Raw genomic sequence first — 18,876 nt, forward strand, 5'->3', positions numbered from 1 at the left:
GTTTGTGATATAATGTATTAGATGTTCTTGAGTACGGTTGTACAATAGTATTATTTTGCATTGTTTCAGGAGAATAATTACCGTTTACTAAATTCTGTAGGCTGTTTTGTTTGCCCGGATAAACGCTATAGAGAATCGAAGCCATGAAAAATTTGATCGAAGTTTGGCTACCCTATATAATGTTTACCGCTACTTAAGAATACAGACAAGATTGTGGTATGTCCACTTTATAGAAGGAGTATGAAAAATTTGAAAAATTTCGCAGAATTAGGCCTCGAACCAAAGGTATTGCAGGCCATTACGGAGCTTGGATTTGAGGAAGCGACACCGATTCAGGCACAATCCATTCCGATCGCAATGAGCGGACGGGACATGATTGGCCAAGCACAGACGGGTACAGGCAAAACCGCTGCCTTTGGTATTCCGCTGATTAATAAAATCTCCAAAGATACGGATAAAATCGTCGCCCTCATTATGACACCTACCCGTGAGCTTGCGATTCAGGTCGCAGAGGAAATTGGAAAATTGACCCGTTTCAAAGGAATTGGCTCGCTGCCGATATACGGCGGCCAAGACATCGGACGCCAGATCCGGGCGCTAAAGAAGAAGCCTCAAATTATTATCGGTACACCAGGCCGTTTGCTTGACCACATTAACCGCAAAACGATCCGCCTGGACGACGTTGAAACCGTCATTTTGGACGAAGCCGACGAAATGCTGGATATGGGCTTCATGGAGGACATCCAAACAATCCTGAAGCTGGTGCCGGAAGAACGCCAAACGATGCTGTTCTCCGCGACGATGCCTCCGAACATTCAGAAGCTGGCTCAGCAATTTTTGAAAAATCCGGAGCATGTTTCCGTTATTCCGAAACAAGTCAGCGCACCTCTGATCGACCAGGCTTATATCGAAGTGCCGGAACGCCAGAAGTTTGAAGCGCTCAGCCGCTTGATCGATATGGAATCTCCGGAGCTTGCCATCGTTTTCGGACGTACGAAGCGCCGTGTCGACGAGCTGGCCGAAGCCCTGCAGAAGCGCGGATATTCCGCGGACGGCCTGCACGGCGACCTGTCCCAGAACCAGCGCGACACCGTGATGCGCAAATTCCGTGACGGAAGCATCGACGTGCTGGTAGCTACGGACGTTGCGGCCCGCGGCCTGGACGTATCCGGCGTTACCCATGTCGTGAACTTTGACCTTCCTCAGGATCCGGAAAGCTACGTGCACCGGATCGGACGTACCGGCCGTGCCGGGAAAGAAGGAACCGCGTGGACCTTCGTTACTCCGCGCGAAATGGATCATCTGCACCTGATCGAACGCGTAACCCGCCACCGTATTCCGCGCAAGCCGCTCCCTACGCTGGCCGAAGCCATCGAAGGCAAACAGCGCGTGACAGCAGAAAGATTGCTTGAAACCGTGGAGAAGGGCGAATTGAACGAATACAAAGGACTAGCCATCCAACTGCTGGAGCAGTACGACTCCGTGCAGCTGCTGTCTGCGGCATTGAAGATGCTGACAGGCGAGAAGAAGGATTCGGATATCCAGCTGACGCCGGAAGACCCGATCCGCGTCAAGCGCCGTCACAGCGGCAAGCCAGACTTGCGCAGCGGACGCAAACCGTCCGGCGGCTATCGCGGCGGCAGCAGTGGCAGCCGCAGCGGCGGAGGGTATAACCGTGACCGCGGCGACGGACGCGGAGGTTACAGCAAGAGCTACAGCGGACGCGGGGATTCGTACCGCGGCGACCGCAAACCGCGGACCAGCAGCAGCGAGGGACGCCGTACTACGAAACGCGAAGATTCTTACGAGAAGTAAGAACATAACAAAGAGGCGAAGTGCCGCGTGCACTTCGCCTCTTTTTTCATATCATCAAATTACCAGATAAATGCGCGAGTGATGATAACGAGCAGGATGAACAGCACCAGAATGGCGCCTGTGGAACCCCAAAGGCCATGACCGTAACCATAACCAACTCCGCCTACAGCGTGAGACATTGAACATAACCTCCTTCAAAAAGTTGAACTCTTTGGATTACGGTGTATCTTATGACGGTTTTCGCCCGCATGTATAGACCAACACCCAGATGCCGGAAATTAGGCTCTGGCAATGTATGTCCCTAATGCGGTATTATTAAGGTACAGGCATGTTAGTGGAGGAGGAGACTTTTACTTGGAATTCAAAGGTGCAATGGGTGGAATTTACAAAATTACAGAGTGGATTACCCGGATAGCTTACAGCAATATCTTGTGGATGCTGTGTTCGATCCCGTTCTTCTTTTTTCTCGTAACGAAGCTGTTGGTAACGGGGGCTAACGAGTCGCTGCAGATGAACTGGGCTATGGGAATCGTGGCACCGTTTACATTGTTCCCTGCAACGGCGGCGCTGTTTGCAGTGGTGCGTAAATGGGTGATGGGCGATACCGATATTAAAATTTTCAGCACCTATTTCAGAGCGTACAAGGAAAACTACAAACAAAGCATGGTCGGCGGCATTTTCTACGTGCTGCTGCTGGTTATTATGATGGTGGATTATACGGTCTATATGACCCAGTTCCGCAATATGCAGCTGATCGGGATTGTGATGCTGATCCTGCTGATCGTTCTGTTTCTGTCGATGTTCAACTTTTTCTCGATGATCGTTCATTACCATATGTCCATCGGACAGATTTTGAAGAACGCGATTCTGATTACGATCATCCGGCCTTTCCGGGTGCTTGCTACCGTGCTCGGGAGTGCGGTCGTCCTGTTTATCGGGTCTAAGTATCCTGCGCTGATCTTCTTCTTTGGCGGTAGCGTCATCGCATTGTGGGCGTTTTTCAACTTCTACGGCACCTACATGAAGATGCAGGAGCAAGCGGAGCGGCTCAAACAGAAGGAAGAAGAGGCGCAGCAGGAAGCCGCTGACGCAGATGATTCCGTAAGTTTGCAGGGCGATCCGGACAAGAGAGATGAATGGTATGAAGAAAGCGTTTCAAATGGCGATGAGCCGGGTAAAAGAAACTAAGCCAGCAAGCGATAATTTTCTTCTAAATTTTTACCATTTCGTTTACATGCTGACGATTTCGGTCTATAATAAGACTACATCCTGCGATGTTCGCCACGGTTAATCGTTGTTTTGAACCAATGATAATGTCTGAGGGAGATCTATATGAAGCGCAGCTGAAACGCCCTGTCTATATGACATGGGGACTTCAAAACCGCTTATGCGATCACCCACCTGCTAGAGCAGGTTCAGAAGACAATTTAACCGGACGGCATAGGCGGGTTTTTATTTTGTCGATGAACCCATTGCGACCATTATGGTGCAGAATAGAGAACATCCCAGCCGGTTCTATTTCCGGATTGGGGTGTTTTTTTGTTGAATCTCCGGCATCAATCCGTACTTACTCTTTTGTTCTGACCGTAACAATGATAAACTGTTAAGTATTGATGATGTTTACTATAAAGGAGGAAAGGTCTTGTCGCTAAAGAGAGTTCTAGTGGGGGTCATTCGCAGTCAAGAAGGAACAAGCGACCGCGCGAAGGATCCTAAAATGAAAACGCGCTATTACAATTTATCGAAAGACAAGGCATGGGAGGAAATCTCCTCGACACTTAAAAAAATTCCTGGCTACAAAGTGCTGCACGAGGTGTCTTCCGTCGGGGAAATCACGCTGGAGAAGAGAACCTCGCTTGGCCGTACCGTGGATATTACCATTTCGGTGCTATCGGTTGGTCCAGTCCGCACCGCTGTTGATATGTATTCCGCCTCCCGGGGCTCGCTGGGGGATCTGGGGTATAATTACCGGATTATTTTGAACTTGTTCGGCATATTGGATAAGAAACTGGCTAAATACAAAATAACACAATGAGTAAGGAAAAAGCGGGAGAAAGATCAGCTCTTTCTCCCGCTTTTTATGGGAACATGGCGGTTTAAGCCGAATTACAGCAGTTCTTTAACGGCTGCTACGGCATTTTCGTAGTTCGGATGCTCGGCCATTTCCTTCAGGTACTCGACATATGTAATCTTGTCGTTTTTGTCCACGACGAAAATGGAGCGCATGTCCAGACGGAATTCCTTGATATGAACACCGTATGCGTCGCCGAACGACATCTCCTTGTGGTCGGAAAGGGTCACGACACGGTCGATTCCGGCAGCGGCACACCAGCGTTCCTGGGCGAATGGAAGGTCGGCGCTGATGGTCAGCACGATCACGTCGTCGCCAAGGCCGGCGGCTTCTTCGTTGAAACGGCGCGTTTGGGCGTCACATACTCCCGTATCAAGAGAAGGAACGACACTAATTAATTTGATTTTACCGGCATAATCCTTAAGAGTAGCCTCTTCAAGCAAATTTTTGCTGACCTTGAAATCCGGAGCGGCGTCGCCCACATGAAGTTCCGGGCCAATGAGGGTAATCGGATTGCCTTTGAATGTAGCTGCATTGGTACGTTCTTGTGCCATATGAAATCTCCTTCCTGGTTATCAAAAATTGGTGATTCGTGACAAAGTCCATTATAATCTTTTTAAAAAGGCATTGTCCAATTTCGTCGGCGGTTTACTCGGTTATAGAAGGAAGGATAACATGTTATTTGTACGTTATGAGAATCTGAAAAGTTATTTGAAGTACTACCCGATCACGACGCTGCTCTTTGTCATCAACCTGGTGATGTTTCTCATTATGGCCTTTAACGGGGGCTCCACCAACAATGAAACGCTGATCCGGTTTGGAGCACTGACGAACATCGATCAATATAATGAGTGGTGGAGATATGTCAGCTCCATGTTTTTGCATGCGGGTTTTTCCCATTTGCTGTTTAACAGCTTCGCGCTGCTCGTATTTGCCCCGCCTCTGGAGAGACTGCTTGGTTCTTGGCGATACGGGCTGCTGTACTTGTTAAGCGGTATTCTGGGCAATTTGATGACAGTGGCTCATTACAACCGTACCGGAGAGATTCTGATCTCCATAGGCGCTTCAGGAGCGATTTACGGCATTTACGGCGCCTATCTGTATATCGCTTTGCTTCAGCGGCAGTGGATGGACGACGCCTCCCGGAAAACCGTGTACGGCATATTGATCGTGGGTGTCGTCGTAACCTGGGTTTCACAATCCAACATCAACTGGGTGGCCCATATGGGCGGATTGATCGGCGGTTTCTTTATTTATGGACTGATGGCGAGGGTGCTGAGAAGGCGCCGCTAGCCAAGCTCGGATGAACAGGTATCGTATAAGCAGAATGGAGCGAAAGTAGTGGAATTAAGACAGTTGCAATACTTTTTGAAGGTAGCACAGAAGGAGCATGTCACGCAGGCTGCAGAGGAGCTGCATGTCGCCCAGTCAGCGGTGAGCCGGCAGATACATCAGCTGGAGGAGGAACTCGGAGTCCACTTATTCATGCAGAAAGGAAGAAACCTGCAGTTAACCCCCGTAGGGCAGTTGTTCTGCAAACGGGTGGAGGGTATCCTGAAGGATTTGGATAAGGCGGTCATGGAGGTTCATGAATTTCTGGATCCGGAGCAGGGAGAAATTCGTATCGGATTTCCGCACAGCCTGGGGATTCATTTGATCCCTTCCGTGGTGGCCGAATTTAAACGCCGGTATCCGAACGTGAAATTCCGTTTCAAGCAGGGGATGTTCCCGTCCTTGATCCGTGATGTGATCTCGGCGGAAGTCGATTTGGCCTTCATTTCACCTTTCCCGGAAAAGCATGAACATGTGGAAGGCGAAGTGATCCTGACCGAAGAGCTGTATGCGATTCTGCCGCCGAACCACCCGTTGGCCGAGAAGGAGAGCATCAAACTCGTCGAGCTGAAGGATGAGAAGTTCGTTCTCTTCAGCAAAGGCTATTCTTTGCGGCCGATTGTCTGGCATGCTTGCCTCGAGGCGGGCTTTACGCCGAAGATTGCCTTCGAAGGTGAGGAGACCGACACGATCCGCGGACTGGTGGCCGCTGGCATGGGTGTCAGCATCCTGCCGGAGCTGGCCTTGTTCCAGACCAATCCGCTGCAGCCGGCACGCGTTAAAATTTCGGAGCCGAAAGTCACCCGCACGATCGGGCTGATTCATCGTTCGGACGATAAGCTTCCTCTGGTGGCCCAGTCTTTCCGCACCTTTCTGCTTAAATATTTCGGCTTACACCAGAACAATAAAAATACCCCGGTCGGTTAAACGACACGGGGTATTTTTATATTTGAAGCCGGATATTTACATACTTGTTTGTATTAGTCACGGTTGTTGCTGTTCGTAAAGATCAAAATGTACCGGAGCAGTTCGAGCAGGGAAACCAGCGCCGCTGCAACATAGGTCAGGGCTGCGGAGTTCAGCACCTTGGCCACGCCCCGTTCTTCTTCGTTCGTGATGTATCCTTCCGAAACCATAATCTCGCGGGCCCGGTTACTTGCGTTAAATTCGACCGGCAGCGTGATCAGCTGGAAAGCAACCGCAACGGAGAAGAAGATAATGCCGAGTCCGATCAGTCCAAGCCATTGGAAAAGGAAACCGGCAATCAGAAGGATCGGAGCAAGTCCAGATGCAAAGTTGACGATCGGGAAAATCCGGTGGCGCAGTACCAGCATCGGATAGTGCTCCTTATGCTGAATGGCGTGGCCGATCTCGTGACAAGCAACGGAAATCGCCGAGATGGAGCTCTCGTAATACACCGGTTCCGACAGGCGGACGACGCGGTTAATCGGGTCGTAGTGGTCGGAGAGGGCTCCGCGTACCGGTTCGATCGGCACGTCATGCAGCCCGTGGGTATCCAGCATGTGCCGGGCCGCGTCATATCCGGTCATGCCGCTGTTCGCCTGAACCGTGGACCACTTCTTGAAGGTACCCTGAACTCGAAACTGTGCCCAGAGCGAAAACAGAAATGCAATAATGATAAGTATATACATTCCGTCGAAATACATTTCCATACCTCCTGCTTTATTTTGCGGGAAACTAGAGGGTTGGGCCGTGCTGTTCAAGGAAGAGGCGGATGGCCTCGATGCACGCCGCACCTTGCGGGAGGAGATTCAGCAGCACCAGCCGCGCATGGCTTGGCTTCATTTGCTTAATCAGCGGTTCGAGTTCCTTCACTTCGCGCTGCAGCTGCTGCATATGAAGCTCGAGGTGAGACAGCTTGTCGGACACCTGCTTCTCTTCCGGAACCGAATCCCACTTCTCAAGCATCTCTTTAATCTCATCCAAACTATATTTCTCTTGTTTCAATTCATTAATACGTTTAAGCCGGACCAAGGTTTCATGGCTGTACAAACGGTAATTCTTAAGCGTGCGCTTCTCTGGAAAAATCAATCCCAGCTTGGTGTAATAATCAATTGTACGCTCGCTGACACCACCAGCCTTAGCTAATTCACCGATCCGATACAGTATCATATCCCCATCCTATATCACCTCGCAGGAAATTAAACGAATGCTCGTTTCCATATTATATTACTTAAATTATGATACATGAATCCGAACCGTACAGTCAAACGTCATGCTTTTCCTGTAAAGCTGACATTGTAAGTTAATATTACATCAGAAACATTTTTTCAGTATTTTCAAAAAATATCTTGTCAATTTCAGGACTATCGGCTTATAATGTCATTAAGAATTTCACTTTGTGTTAGAAATATTGACATTGGGGGAATGGGGTACATGAAAAGAAAATGGTTAGGAATCATGTTATTAATGCTTACATTGTTGACGTTTCCCGTAACGGTTTTTGCAGCCGATGACGGGGCGACCAACGTTCAACTACAGGCTGGGTTGAACACCTTCTTCGTATTTATGGCTGCTATGCTCGTGTTTTTTATGCAAGCGGGTTTCGCGCTTTTGGAAGCTGGTACGGTACGGATGAAGAACGCGGGTCATATCGCAGGGAAGACTGTACTGACACTCGGAATTGCCATCGTCGTTTTCTGGGCAGTCGGTTTTGGCCTTGGGTTCGGCAATGGGAACAGTTTATTCGGAACGACGGGATTTTTCCTGACCGGCGATTCTATGGCAGCGTCCTTTGATTCCTTATCCGCATCGGATGCGTCGTTGACGGTTAAGTTTTTGTTCCAGCTGTCCTTTGCGGCCGTATCGCTGGCCATCGCCTGCGGCGGCATGGCGGAACGTGCTAAATTAAGCGTATATATCGTATTTGGAACCATTTTTATGATCGTGATTTATCCGGTTGTTGCCCACTGGGTATGGGGCGGAGGCTGGTTGGGCCAATTGGGTATGCAGGACTACGCCGGATCGACCGTCGTGCATCTGACAGGTGCGACCGCAGCCCTGGTCATCACTTACATGCTGAAGCCGCGCCTTGGCAAATACAACAAGGACGGCAAGCCTAACAGCATTCCGGGTCACAATCAGGTATTATCGGTACTTGGCGTGTTTATTCTGTGGATCGGCTGGTTCGGTTTTAACCCTGGCAGTGCGCTGACACCGCTGATGGACGGATTTTTCGGATATGTGGCCTTGACCACCAACCTGGCTGTAGCTGCCGGTGCTGTTGCCGCCCTGCTGATTTCCTGGGCAATATTCGGCAAAGCCGATATCCCTAGCATGCTGAACGGTGTTTTGGCCGCTCTCGTTGCTATCACCGGTTCTTGTGCATTCGTGGATGCGTGGGCAGCAATCGTGATCGGTGCGGTTGCTGGTATCATTACCTTCTTCACGGCTCAATGGTTTGAGAGAGCGGGCCTTGACGATCCGATTTACGCTTTTTCCGTACACGGTATTGCCGGGATTTGGGGTGCCGTTTCCACAGGGTTGTTTGCAACGCCGAAGCTTGTTGAGATTACTGGCGTCGGAAAACCCGGACTGTTCTATGGCGGTGGATTCTCGCAGCTGGGCGTTCAAGTGCTGGGTGTCCTCGGGGCGTTCGTATTCGTTCTCGTGATCTCCTTCATCGTCATCGCTATTATGAAAGCAACGATGGGAATTCGCGTTACCGAAGAAGAAGAAATGATGGGTCTGGACATCAGCGAACACGGCACTTACGGCTATCCGGAGCAAATGAGACTGCTCGTTGATTCCGAGATCAGACCATCGGCGTCTTCCGCATCGGCTCCTAAGCCATCTGCGGGAACCAACGAGTCCTTTACCTAAGTCTTAAGAAATATGAATGAATATAATTCACCATGGAGGGGGTGAACCGTATGGAACCGCTGAAGTCGGAATCATGTGATCTGGACCTCGGTACGATCGCTTATGCGAACTCGCGTGAAGAGCTTCGGAGTCGGCGGCTGGACTGCCAGGAACAGCTTCAGGAAATGTTCGCTGACATGCCGATCGGGGCCTGGTCTGCACTCGTCAATGAAATGCATGATTTGATCGCGGCCAGAGCCGTCGACATCTGCGAGCGGGAACTGGAGGAGGCCGGTTACGGCCTGCCTCCCGTCTCCTACGCCTTCGTCGTATTCGGCAGTGCGGGCCGTAGGGAGTCGACGCTGTGGAGCGATCAGGATAACGGCCTTATTATCAGCGACGAGCCGGATGCATATAAGGAAGCTTACTTTCAAATCTTCGGTCAACGGCTGTCGGACCTGTTTGAATATTTGGGCTATGAAAAATGCAAGGGGAAAGTCATGTGCTCCGAGCCGCTGTGGCGCAAAACGCTGGAGGGTTGGAAAACGCAGCTCTCCCGCTGGCGCAATGACTTCAGCTGGGAACCGGTTCGCTACCTGATTATCGCTACAGATATGCGCTATATTTCTGGTGATCGCACACTTTCTGAGTCGTGGAAGGTTTTTTTCGGAAAATGTCTCGATGAGACGCCGGAACTGGCGATCGCGATTCTGCGGAATACGGTCAGACATAAAGCAACGCTAAATCTGCTCGGCCAGGTCGTTACCGAACGGTTTGGAGAACATGCCGGAGATTTTGACGTGAAATACGGGGTGTACATCCCGATCGTCAACAGCGTCCGATATATGGCGCTCCAACAGGGAGTCAAGGAATCGTCCACGCTGAAACGGCTGGAGAGGCTGATGGTGCTGGACGGGGGCAACATGCTGCTGGAGAACGTGCAGCGCGCCTTTCTTACCGCCTTGATGCTGAGGTCGACCGCCCCCCACCGCGAAGAAAGGGGCATCTTCATGAGCAGCGGATACATTCCGCAGAAGGAGCTCAAGAAAAGGCCGCTGATGTATGAGCTTCGCGAAAGCCTGACCGTCGTCAGGCGGACACACCGGGCGCTGCAGCGTCAGCTCCGTTTCGCGGAGAGGAGAAGACCATGAAGACGCCGGAGCGGGGGAACAGCGGGTTCTGGAGCCTGCTTCGGCAGGGAGGCATGCCCTCTGCGATTGCTTCAGTGATGGGAGGATCCTCCGCACAGCAGATGGCGTTTATCCGCTCGCTGATGAGAGAACAACGGCGGCCGGAGGTTTTGCATACTCCGCTCAGCGAGCTGGAAACCGTCGTGTTTGATCTGGAGACGACGGGATTTAACGTTCAGCAGGGCGATGAAATTTTGTCGATCGGGGCGCTTCGGGTCAAAGGCGGCGAAATCAAAGAGGATGAGTCGTTCTACAGCCTCGTTCAATGCAAGCGCCCGGTGCCGTCCCACATAACCGGATTGACGGGGATTACGCAGGCGATGATCAACGAAGCGCCGCCGCTGATGGACGGTCTGCACGGTTTCATGAATTTTGTTGGGGGAAGGGTGCTGGTCGCCCATGCGAGCGCCCATGACAAATCCTTTTTGAATGCGGCACTGTGGAAAACCTCGAAGGTGAACCTCAGCCACCGGGTGATCGACACGATGATGATTGCCCGCTGGCTGGAGCCGCAGCGCGCGAGCTTTGCGCTGGACGACCTGCTGATGGCGAAAAATATTCCGATCGAGGGAAGGCATCACGCTTTGGAGGATGCCAAGATGACCGCAAAGCTGTGGGTTATGTACCTGTGGGACATATCGCGCAGGAGACAGGTAGAGACGCTGGGCGACCTGTACGCCTATTTAAGCCATGCGTAACCGGGCCGGGCGGAGATGAAACTCGCCTGCCGCTGATCGTTCAATGAAGTAAGCCTGAGTCAGGATGGAAGATCCCGATTGGTCGGGGGAGCTGATCAAGTAGATACGAAGCAAATCTCCGAAAAGCGGGAGCTGACGCAAATCCTCCTCGGACGGAGCGGGAACGGTGTGTGGATGCGTATGAAAGATTCCGAGCAGTCCGGAAGGGTTCAGACACTGCTGGACCCACTCCTGAGGATCCAGGGCGAAGCGGTGCAGCGGGTCAGGCGCTACGTTGCGGATCGGGATCAACGTCTCGATTCGCATGCCGCCCGCTGCAGCATTACCCCGCAGTACACCGCAGGCTTCATAAGGCCGATGAAGAAATAGCTGCTCCGCCAATCCGTGGGCGCAAGCAGCATCCAGCCATATTTCTTCATCGTGTATGTGAAGCTCTGTCAACCGTATTCTCCCCTCTCACTTTGGCCTCTGCATTTGGCAGGGGCTCTTTTTTTGTGCATTCATATCATGTCAAGTGTAGCGGGATGCCCGTACAATCGCAAGGGACGTGTTCGGGAGATTGCACTGTGGGCCAAGCCAAATAGGTCGTTGGGAAAAATTTTGCAGTTCATTTGTAAGTTCCCGTGAAAAGAGGGTAAAATATAAGGGATACCACTTTATGAAAAAAAGGGACGACATCAATGAAACGTAATTTGTATATTCTGCTCGCCTTTTTGGTGCTGGCGGGTGTTGTAGTTTACCAAAGTGCAGGCGACAAAATCCAGGCTGCCTTTCAGCAGGAGAAGCCGATGCCGACCGAAACGAAGCCGCAAGCGGGATATCTGGCACCGGCCTTCACGGCCACGGGGCTCGACGGGAAGGAATACCGTGTCGGCGGGGCGCAGGACAAGGCTATTCTGGTGAATTTTTGGGCTTCCTGGTGCGATCCGTGCCAGCAGGAAGCGCCCGAGCTGCATGCCTTGGCGGAGAAATACAAGGATGACCTGAATATTTACGGCATCAATGTCACCAAATACGACAACAAGAAAAACGCCAAAAGCTTCGTCGAGAAATACGACGTGAACTTTCCGGTCATGCTGGACCTGAAAGGAACCATTTACGACCAGTACAAAGGAGCCGTGTTCCCGACGAACGTGCTGATCGACAAGAACGGCGTCGTGCAGGATGTGATCCTGGGCATTCTGCCGTCCAAGGATCTGGAGAAGAAGATCAAGCATCTGATCGAGTCCTAGTTTAGGTTGAATGGAAGACCCTCTGCGTGAACGGAGGTCTTCTTTTTTTTGTGAATTTGTTGTAGAACATAAAAGACCGTCCAGGATAGCTCCCGGACGGTCTGCTTCAGTTAAGCTGATATGAATGGTTTAGTGATTGACCAGCCCTTGCGACGGTGAAGCCGCTTCAGGTTCCGATGTCTGAAGGATCTGTCCCAGCAGGGCGTAGCGCATACTGTCGACCAGCGCCTCCCAGCTCGCCTCGATGACGTTCTCGGACACGCCGACGGTGTTCCAGGACTGGTTGATGTTGCGGGATTCGATCAGTACGCGAACCTTGGCCGCGGTCGCATCCTTCTCATCGAGCACGCGGACCTTATAGTCGGACAGGTGCATTTCTTTGATCGCCGGGAAGTACTGCACAAGCGCCTTCCGCAGCGCATTGTCAAGCGCATTGACCGGACCGTTGCCCTCGGCCGCAGTATAGACGTTGTTGCCGGCGACGTTCAGCTTGACGAACGCCTCGGAAACGACGGCTCTGCCGGCGGTTTTCTCTACAAGCATTTTGAAGGATTCAAAGGTGAACAGCTCCTTCATTTCGCCGCCGGCTTCGCGCAGGAGCAGCTCCAGGGACGCGTCGGCCGCCTCGAACTGATAGCCCTGGTGCTCGAGATCCTTGATCTTCTCGATCACTTTGCGCGAATGCTCGCTCGTGGAGTCGAAGTCCAGGCCCATATCCTGCGCCTTGGACACGATATTGCTCTGGCCGGCCAGCTCCGACACCAGCACGCGCTGCTTGTTGCCGACGAGCTCGGGCACGATATGCTCGTACGTGCGCGAGTCGCGAAGAATGGCGGAGACGTGGATTCCGCCTTTGTGGGCGAATGCCGCGTTACCGACATACGGCTGGTTCACCGGCATGTTGACGTTGGCGATTTCGCTGACGAAGCGTGCGGTGTTGGTCAGCTGCTTCAGGCGATCTTCCCCGATGCACTCGTAACCGAGCTTGAGCTCCAGGTTCGGAATAATAGAGCAGAGATTCGCGTTGCCGCAGCGTTCGCCGTAGCCGTTGATCGTTCCCTGAACCTGGCGGGCGCCGGCTTCCACCGCGCTGAGCGTGTTGGCCACGGCGAGCTCGCAGTCATTATGCGTATGGATGCCGAATTGGGCCTGAGGAATAAGCGATGTCAGGCTGGTGACGATCCCGTGGATTTCGTGCGGGAGGGTTCCGCCGTTCGTGTCGCACATCACCAGCCAATCGGCGCCAGCTTCCTTGGCTTTCTTCAGCACGGACACGGCATAATCCGCATTGTTCTTATAGCCGTCGAAGAAGTGCTCGGCGTCAAAAATGACTTCAAGCCCCTGCTGCTTCAAAAAGGCGATCGAGTCGTAAATCATGGCCAGGTTCTCATCCAGCGTGGTCTGCAGCGCTGTATGGACATGGAAGTCCCAGGATTTGCCGACGAGCGTGGCGGCCTGTACACCGGATTCTAGAATGCGCTTTAAGTTTCCGTCCTGCTCAGCTTTGCTGTCTTTACGGCGCGTGCTGCCGAAAGCGGTGATTTTGGCGCTCAGGCCCAGCTGCTGAACCCTTTTAAAAAACTCGATGTCCTTGCTGTTGCTTCCCGGAATGCCACCTTCAATATATTGTACGCCAAGCTCATCGAGCTTCTTGGCAATCTTCAGTTTATCGTCGGCGGACAAGCTGACACCTTCGCCTTGGGTGCCGTCCCGCAGGGTCGTATCGAAGATGGAAATGGACTTAGACATGGGAGTCCTCCTTTGGAAGTCTTGGAATGATCACTACGTCATTTGTATAATTCATTATTATATCATTTTTACGCGGGAATGTAACAAAGAATTCCTCGTGCAAGTAGGTTCCCAGGGTTCTTGACCTCGTTTCTGGCGAGGGGTATGCTGGATTTATGAATTTGGTAAGGGTGAGAAAGATGGACAAGCCAAGCGTTGATGCCTATTATCCGCAGAATGGAAGGGTCATTCTGCATGTCGATATGAACGCGTTTTATTGCTCCGTCCATGAGGCGGAGGAGCCGGAGAAATACCGGGGCATGCCCACCGCGGTTGCAGGGAGCATGGAGCTGCGTAAGGGAATTATCGTTACTTGTTCCTATGCTGCGCGGAAACGGGGCATTTCAACAGGCATGCTGGTCACCCGGGCGCTGAAGCTATGCCCGGAGCTGATCGTCATCAAGCCTGATTTTGATTTATACCGCAAATACTCCAAGGCGTTTATGAAAATCGCCTATTCCTATACGCCGCTGATGCAGGCGACTTCGATTGACGAATGCTATCTCGATATTACCGGATCGAAGCAGTTCGGGACGCCCCAGCACATCGCTGAGGAAATCCAGCGGCGGATCTATGAGGAGCTCGGGCTGCCGTGCTCTATCGGGATCGCCCCGAACAAGCTGCTGGCCAAGATGGGCTCCGATATGAAAAAGCCGAACGGCATCTCGGTCCTTCGCATCCGCGATGTGCCGAACGTGCTGTGGAGCAAGCCCTGCGGCGAGCTGTTCGGGATCGGCGGCAAAACGGCGGAGAAGCTGCGCAAAATCGGCATCCATACGATCGGCCAGCTGGCGCGTACGGACGAAGAAGCGCTGATCCGCGTGTTCGGGGTCGTGGGAGCCTGGATGAAGCAGGCGGCGAACGGCATTGACCATTCTCCGGTGGTGGAGGATCGGGAGCAGAGCAAATCGGTCGGGCATACCACGACGCTGCCTCACGACATCAGCGCCAAGGAAGATGTCAACCGGGTGCTGCTCAATTTAAGCGATCAGGTAGCCCGGCGCTTAAGAAGGAAGGAACTGGTTGCAGGCGGGGTGCAGATCACGATCCGGACGCCAGACATGAAGACGATCACGCGTGCCCGCGTGCTGCCTGCCCCGACCGAAAATGCCGAGGACATCTACGAGGCGGCACGCAAGCTGTATGCGGAGCATTGGAGCTGGGACAAGCCGGTCAGGCTGCTCGGCGTGACGCTTCAGCATTTGGTGCCGAAGGAGGAATCGGCGATCCAGCTTGATCTGTTCAGCTATGAGAAGCAGCCGAAGAAGGAAAACCTGACGAAGATCATGGACGAGCTGCGGAACAAGTTCGGGGAGAACGCCGTCGTTACCGCGGGGATGCTCGGCGACGATCCGTCGGCGCTGCTGCGCAACCATCGGGTGCGGGGAACGTCGCTGCAGATGGATTTTGCCGATAAGCGCGACGAGGATCTTCCGTAGGGGGCTAGGGCGAAAGTCACGAAACAAAAATATGTGATTTTTGTCATTGAAGAGACGGTGAAATTTGCGTTACCATAGAAATATGGTTTTGCTGCTATAGTGGAGAACATTTCGTTTTTTTTTTGGATAGATCATTTATATAGATAAATAGAAAGGTAGAGGAGAGCCATGGCCAAATATACTTGGGTTGAGAAAGATACCTGCATCGCGTGCGGCGCCTGCGGCGCAACCGCTCCGGATATTTACGATTACGACGATGAGGGGCTGGCGGGAGTCGTGTACGGCGGCGACGACAACACAGGCAACACCGAAATTCCTGAAGAGATGTACGATGACCTGCAGGATGCCGTTGACGGCTGCCCGACCGATTCCATTAAGATCGCGGACTGCCCTTTTCATAAAGAAGGCTGAAGCAACGCTGCATGCTTACGCCTATGTCTGAAAGCATCCCCCGGCTGAATAGGCCTCGAGGGGGATGTTTTTTTGTTTTCCGCGTGCCGATATAAATAGAAAGAACATTTGCGCATGGAGGTTACCGTTGAAGAATTCGCTCTATCTCAAAAAATACGTTCAGATGCATCCGGACAATAAAATGGGATGGTATTTGCTGGGGAAGGAATATGAAAAAAGCGGGCAGCAGGGGAAAGCCAACTACTGCTTTAACCAGTCGGGCGGAATTTATGAAGCCTTTGAAACGAGCCGGGTGCCTTCGGATATTTGGCTGGAATACGAACAGAAGCTGCTGAAGCAGGCCGAGGATGCGGAGCGGAAGCGGCGGCGGATCCGCCGGGCGGCGGTTGCCTTGATGATTCTCTTTCTTGTGCTGATTCCTTCGGTGGAGTCGCCGCAGCGGCAGAGCCTTGCCGAAGAATCGGCGAACCCCGGGGAAGAAGTGCAGGCGGCTGCAGCAGCAGGTGATATGCCGGAGAAAAAGGATACGGGTAAGGGCGAGGGGGCTGCAGCTGAAGCCGGACAGCCTGCATCCGGTACGGTGTTTACCGCACTGGGCGAGGACGATGGGGACAGCAAGGCGCACCTGCTAGCGGGTGAAATGTTAATCGCGCAGAAATCCAGGAACCGCTTGGCGGTCCTGACCATGAAACGGCAGGGAAAATGGCTGCTGTGGTCGCGCGATCTGCCAGTCTCTTATACGATGCTTTCCGGCGGGAAAGGAAAGATGACCTATCAGTCCTATAACGCCAAAGATTGCGCATGCAAACCGGAGGATCAGGAAGCATTGCAGTCCGCTGCCGCGAAATGGACCCTGGAGCAGGAGGAGCTGGCTTTGCTGTACAGCGCCATGGCTGCCTACCGGGACAAGAACGGAGCCCTGCCGAAGTCCGTGAACGATCTGACGCGGCCGTTTCCGGAAAATTGGGTTTCGGGGCGGACGTCGCGCATGCAGGAGGCGTTTGCCCCGATGGCCGAATGGATGCAATCCGGCGGAAGTTCCTCTAAGGGACAAGAAGGCGGGAGCGGTGAAACGGCATCCGGTGCCAATACGCCGTCGTCTTCGTTTGCTTCGACATGGGGGCAGGAGCCCTTTTTGCAGGAGCGGCTCGAAATTATCGTCGATAAAGCGGCGCACCGTCTGGCCGTAGTCAGCGGGGATAAGCTCATTCGCAGTTATCAGGTTGGACTGGGGGGAGAGCGTACGCCGGAGGGAAAATACAAAATTTCGATCAAGGTGATGAATCCGAACGGCCGGGATGACGGCGAATTTGGGAGCAGGGGCATGCAGCTGTCGGACACGAATTACGCGATTCACGGCACGGACGAACCGGACAGCGTGGGTAAGGACGAATCCAAAGGCTGCATCCGCATGAGCAGGGCGGACATTGAGGAGCTTTTTGATCTCGTACCGTTAGGCACCCCTGTACTCATCAGCAAGGGGGTTCTGCCTGATCTGCCGCTCGTGCCGAAGGAAAGATTCCTTACGAAGCCGAAGCAGGATCAGACGAACCCCCATCAGACGTATCACTGGCTGTGAACCGCAGCCCTGGCAGAAAGGCTTGTCCCAAACGAAAATGCGTTAGATTATAGAATTAAAAATTTACACGTTGAAAATAATCAGAACCGAAATGAGCAGAATGAGCAAAAGCAGGCCGATCCCGACCCAAAGCACCGCCCTCCGGTTGACTTCGTCCTTCTTCTGCTGAAGCGTCGGCGGTTTGCGCTTGGTTGCCATGGCGTTCTACCTTCTTTCCTAATCAGATTCAATCTTACCCTCATTGTAATGGCTTTCAATGTAAAATACCAGCAGGGGAAGGGCTTGGAGCCAGCCGGTTTGATCAGGCAAAAAACTTTATTTTTATACCGATTAAGGATAAACTGAAGGATAGAGACAACAATGTGCATGGAGAGGAAGATTGGCTGGTGCTGTACCGAAATTTGGCAAAACCGATATTTTTTAAAATGGATCCGGAGAAAGCTCACCATTTGGTCATCGGCGGACTTCATTCCGCGGGCGCGTTTCCGGGAGGAACGGGCCTACTGCGAAGCATGTACGGCGTGAACGAGACGGCAGACCTCGCAGTGGATCTGTTCGGCATACATTTTCCGACACCGGTTGGACTTGCAGCAGGATTGGACAAGAATGCGGCAGCGGTCGACGGTTTTTCTTCCATCGGCTTTGGTTTTATGGAGGTTGGCACGGTGACGCCGAAGGGACAGCCGGGCAACGAGCAGCCCCGCCTGTTTCGCCTTCCGCCCGACGAGGCGCTTGTGAACCGGATGGGATTCAACAACGAGGGAGCGGAGGCCATGGCCAAGCGGCTAGCGGCCGTCAAGGACCGCCGGATCCCGGTTGCCGTGAACATCGGCAAAAATAAAGTAACTCCGAACGAGGAAGCCTATAAGGATTATCAGGAATGCCTGCGTACCCTGTATCCGTACGGGGATTTTTTTGTGGTTAACATCAGTTCGCCGAACACTCCGGATTTGCGCAATCTGCAGTACGGCAGCGAACTTTCGACATTGGTCCGGCATATTATGGAAGAGATGCGGGCACAAGCCGCCAAGCACGGGGAGTCCAAGCATATTCTGGTGAAAATTGCGCCTGATGTGAGCGACGGCGAGCTGGAAGAAATGGTCGACGCGCTGGCTCCGAGCGGGATCTCCGGCATTATCGCCACGAACACCACGATCGGGCGGGAAGGGCTGAGCCATCCGAATGCCAAGGAAACCGGGGGACTTAGCGGCAAACCGCTGCGTATCCGTTCCACGGAGGTCGTATCCCGGGTATACTCCCAGACGGGCGGCAAGCTGCCGATTATCGGTTCCGGCGGCATTTTTACGGCTGAAGATGCTTATGAGAAGATCAGGGCAGGTGCTAGCCTGGTGGAAATTTATACTGCCCTTATATATGAAGGACCCGAAATCAACCGGAAAATCAACGCCGGGCTGAGAGAGCTTTTGCGTCGTGACGGCTTTGCCCATATCTCCGAGGCTGTGGGGGCAGACCATCACTGAGGGAGACAGACAGGAGGC

Annotated in this window: 20 protein-coding genes and 1 other RNA gene; 14 read left to right on the forward strand and 7 right to left on the reverse strand. The window is 52.7% G+C overall.

The window, feature by feature from the left end; translation table 11 throughout:
* Positions 1-249: 249 nt before the first annotated feature.
* A complete protein-coding gene (gene cshA / locus BCV73_RS03670) occupies positions 250-1,815 on the forward strand; it encodes a degradosome RNA helicase CshA (protein ID WP_089546056.1) in 1,566 nt (521 codons plus the stop codon).
* 59 nt (positions 1,816-1,874) lie between these two features.
* Here cshA and BCV73_RS35345 read toward each other — a convergent pair whose 3' ends face one another.
* The gene (locus BCV73_RS35345) at positions 1,875-1,994 is read right to left on the reverse strand and encodes a YjcZ family sporulation protein (protein WP_208629305.1); all 120 of its coding nucleotides are present in this window, start codon (positions 1,992-1,994) and stop codon (positions 1,875-1,877) included.
* A gap of 175 nt (positions 1,995-2,169) precedes the next feature.
* Here BCV73_RS35345 and BCV73_RS03675 point away from each other — a divergent pair, with 175 nt between their 5' ends.
* From BCV73_RS03675 to BCV73_RS03685, 3 genes are all read left to right on the forward strand, one after another.
* Positions 2,170-3,003, forward strand: a complete 834-nt coding sequence (locus BCV73_RS03675; RefSeq protein WP_076170238.1) for a YesL family protein — start codon at positions 2,170-2,172, stop codon at positions 3,001-3,003.
* A gap of 75 nt (positions 3,004-3,078) precedes the next feature.
* A non-coding RNA gene (ssrS, locus tag BCV73_RS03680) (6S RNA) lies at positions 3,079-3,270 on the forward strand.
* Between the two features lie 187 nt (positions 3,271-3,457).
* A complete protein-coding gene (locus BCV73_RS03685; protein ID WP_076170237.1) occupies positions 3,458-3,850 on the forward strand; it encodes a DUF1499 domain-containing protein in 393 nt (130 codons plus the stop codon).
* Between the two features lie 71 nt (positions 3,851-3,921).
* On the opposite strand, the gene tpx is transcribed toward BCV73_RS03685, so the two are convergent.
* Complete coding sequence (gene tpx, locus BCV73_RS03690; RefSeq protein WP_076170236.1) at positions 3,922-4,440, reverse strand: thiol peroxidase; 519 nt, start codon at positions 4,438-4,440, stop codon at positions 3,922-3,924.
* Positions 4,441-4,561: 121 nt separating this feature from the next.
* Here tpx and BCV73_RS03695 point away from each other — a divergent pair, with 121 nt between their 5' ends.
* Both BCV73_RS03695 and gltC read left to right on the forward strand, forming a co-directional pair.
* Positions 4,562-5,179: a rhomboid family intramembrane serine protease gene (locus BCV73_RS03695; protein WP_076170235.1), complete on the forward strand. Its 618-nt coding sequence runs from the start codon at positions 4,562-4,564 to the stop codon at positions 5,177-5,179.
* A 48-nt stretch (positions 5,180-5,227) separates the two neighbouring features.
* Complete coding sequence (gene gltC / locus BCV73_RS03700) at positions 5,228-6,145, forward strand: glutamate biosynthesis transcriptional regulator GltC (RefSeq protein ID WP_076170234.1); 918 nt, start codon at positions 5,228-5,230, stop codon at positions 6,143-6,145.
* 53 nt (positions 6,146-6,198) lie between these two features.
* On the opposite strand, the gene BCV73_RS03705 is transcribed toward gltC, so the two are convergent.
* Positions 6,199-6,885 carry a zinc metallopeptidase gene (locus BCV73_RS03705; protein ID WP_076170233.1) on the reverse strand — a complete coding sequence of 229 codons (687 nt, stop codon included), beginning with the start codon at positions 6,883-6,885 and terminating at the stop codon, positions 6,199-6,201.
* 31 nt (positions 6,886-6,916) lie between these two features.
* The gene (locus BCV73_RS03710) at positions 6,917-7,351 is read right to left on the reverse strand and encodes a MerR family transcriptional regulator (protein ID WP_076170232.1); all 435 of its coding nucleotides are present in this window, start codon (positions 7,349-7,351) and stop codon (positions 6,917-6,919) included.
* A 264-nt stretch (positions 7,352-7,615) separates the two neighbouring features.
* On the opposite strand from BCV73_RS03710, the gene BCV73_RS03715 reads away from it, so the two are divergent.
* Genes BCV73_RS03715 through BCV73_RS03725 form a run of 3 tightly spaced genes read left to right on the forward strand, consistent with a single transcriptional unit; the run spans position 7,616 to position 10,928 of the window.
* Positions 7,616-9,061, forward strand: a complete 1,446-nt coding sequence (locus BCV73_RS03715) for an ammonium transporter (protein ID WP_076170231.1) — start codon at positions 7,616-7,618, stop codon at positions 9,059-9,061.
* 50 nt (positions 9,062-9,111) lie between these two features.
* Entirely contained in the window at positions 9,112-10,191 is a 1,080-nt protein-coding gene (locus tag BCV73_RS03720) for a DUF294 nucleotidyltransferase-like domain-containing protein (protein ID WP_076170230.1), read from the forward strand.
* Positions 10,188-10,928 (forward strand): exonuclease domain-containing protein, encoded by a 741-nt coding sequence (locus BCV73_RS03725; RefSeq protein ID WP_089546058.1) that lies wholly within the window; start codon positions 10,188-10,190, stop codon positions 10,926-10,928. The genes BCV73_RS03720 and BCV73_RS03725 overlap by 4 nt, the downstream gene beginning before the upstream one ends.
* Here the strand turns inward: BCV73_RS03725 and BCV73_RS03730 are convergent.
* On the reverse strand, positions 10,914-11,369 hold the full coding sequence (locus BCV73_RS03730; RefSeq protein WP_179231871.1) for a Mov34/MPN/PAD-1 family protein: 456 nt from the start codon (positions 11,367-11,369) through the stop codon (positions 10,914-10,916). The two genes, BCV73_RS03725 and BCV73_RS03730, sit on opposite strands and share 15 nt — an antisense overlap.
* Before the next feature lie 239 nt (positions 11,370-11,608).
* On the opposite strand from BCV73_RS03730, the gene BCV73_RS03735 reads away from it, so the two are divergent.
* Positions 11,609-12,160 (forward strand): TlpA family protein disulfide reductase, encoded by a 552-nt coding sequence (locus BCV73_RS03735; RefSeq protein ID WP_076170227.1) that lies wholly within the window; start codon positions 11,609-11,611, stop codon positions 12,158-12,160.
* Positions 12,161-12,289: 129 nt separating this feature from the next.
* On the opposite strand, the gene cimA is transcribed toward BCV73_RS03735, so the two are convergent.
* A complete protein-coding gene (gene cimA / locus BCV73_RS03740; RefSeq protein ID WP_076170226.1) occupies positions 12,290-13,909 on the reverse strand; it encodes a citramalate synthase in 1,620 nt (539 codons plus the stop codon).
* A gap of 155 nt (positions 13,910-14,064) precedes the next feature.
* On the opposite strand from cimA, the gene BCV73_RS03745 reads away from it, so the two are divergent.
* From BCV73_RS03745 to BCV73_RS03755, 3 genes are all read left to right on the forward strand, one after another.
* A complete protein-coding gene (locus BCV73_RS03745) occupies positions 14,065-15,387 on the forward strand; it encodes a DNA polymerase IV (RefSeq protein ID WP_256992725.1) in 1,323 nt (440 codons plus the stop codon).
* 168 nt (positions 15,388-15,555) lie between these two features.
* Positions 15,556-15,798 carry a ferredoxin gene (locus BCV73_RS03750; RefSeq protein ID WP_089546064.1) on the forward strand — a complete coding sequence of 81 codons (243 nt, stop codon included), beginning with the start codon at positions 15,556-15,558 and terminating at the stop codon, positions 15,796-15,798.
* A 127-nt stretch (positions 15,799-15,925) separates the two neighbouring features.
* Positions 15,926-17,377 (forward strand): L,D-transpeptidase, encoded by a 1,452-nt coding sequence (locus BCV73_RS03755; RefSeq protein ID WP_256992726.1) that lies wholly within the window; start codon positions 15,926-15,928, stop codon positions 17,375-17,377.
* A gap of 63 nt (positions 17,378-17,440) precedes the next feature.
* Here BCV73_RS03755 and BCV73_RS35655 read toward each other — a convergent pair whose 3' ends face one another.
* A complete protein-coding gene (locus tag BCV73_RS35655; RefSeq protein WP_256992727.1) occupies positions 17,441-17,575 on the reverse strand; it encodes a hypothetical protein in 135 nt (44 codons plus the stop codon).
* A gap of 188 nt (positions 17,576-17,763) precedes the next feature.
* On the opposite strand from BCV73_RS35655, the gene BCV73_RS03760 reads away from it, so the two are divergent.
* Positions 17,764-18,858, forward strand: coding sequence for a quinone-dependent dihydroorotate dehydrogenase (locus tag BCV73_RS03760; protein WP_089550081.1), 1,095 nt, complete (start codon positions 17,764-17,766; stop codon positions 18,856-18,858).
* Positions 18,859-18,876 lie beyond the last annotated feature (18 nt).

The sequence above is a fragment of the Paenibacillus sp. SSG-1 genome, assembly GCF_002224835.1.
Taxonomy (GTDB): domain Bacteria; phylum Bacillota; class Bacilli; order Paenibacillales; family Paenibacillaceae; genus Paenibacillus_AQ; species Paenibacillus_AQ favisporus.

Excerpts from the sequence above, each read along its gene's own strand:
- BCV73_RS35345 (WP_208629305.1), bottom strand. The coding sequence starts at position 1,994 with ATGTCTCACGCTGTAGGCGGAGTTGGTTATGGTTACGGTCATGGCCTT.
- tpx (WP_076170236.1), bottom strand. The coding sequence starts at position 4,440 with ATGGCACAAGAACGTACCAATGCAGCTACATTCAAAGGCAATCCGATT.
- BCV73_RS03695 (WP_076170235.1), top strand. The coding sequence starts at position 4,562 with ATGTTATTTGTACGTTATGAGAATCTGAAAAGTTATTTGAAGTACTAC.
- BCV73_RS03705 (WP_076170233.1), bottom strand. The coding sequence starts at position 6,885 with ATGTATTTCGACGGAATGTATATACTTATCATTATTGCATTTCTGTTT.
- BCV73_RS03710 (WP_076170232.1), bottom strand. The coding sequence starts at position 7,351 with ATGATACTGTATCGGATCGGTGAATTAGCTAAGGCTGGTGGTGTCAGC.
- BCV73_RS03715 (WP_076170231.1), top strand. The coding sequence starts at position 7,616 with ATGAAAAGAAAATGGTTAGGAATCATGTTATTAATGCTTACATTGTTG.
- BCV73_RS03720 (WP_076170230.1), top strand. The coding sequence starts at position 9,112 with ATGGAACCGCTGAAGTCGGAATCATGTGATCTGGACCTCGGTACGATC.
- BCV73_RS03725 (WP_089546058.1), top strand. The coding sequence starts at position 10,188 with ATGAAGACGCCGGAGCGGGGGAACAGCGGGTTCTGGAGCCTGCTTCGG.
- BCV73_RS03735 (WP_076170227.1), top strand. The coding sequence starts at position 11,609 with ATGAAACGTAATTTGTATATTCTGCTCGCCTTTTTGGTGCTGGCGGGT.
- cimA (WP_076170226.1), bottom strand. The coding sequence starts at position 13,909 with ATGTCTAAGTCCATTTCCATCTTCGATACGACCCTGCGGGACGGCACC.
- BCV73_RS03745 (WP_256992725.1), top strand. The coding sequence starts at position 14,065 with ATGAATTTGGTAAGGGTGAGAAAGATGGACAAGCCAAGCGTTGATGCC.
- BCV73_RS03750 (WP_089546064.1), top strand. The coding sequence starts at position 15,556 with ATGGCCAAATATACTTGGGTTGAGAAAGATACCTGCATCGCGTGCGGC.
- BCV73_RS35655 (WP_256992727.1), bottom strand. The coding sequence starts at position 17,575 with ATGGCAACCAAGCGCAAACCGCCGACGCTTCAGCAGAAGAAGGACGAA.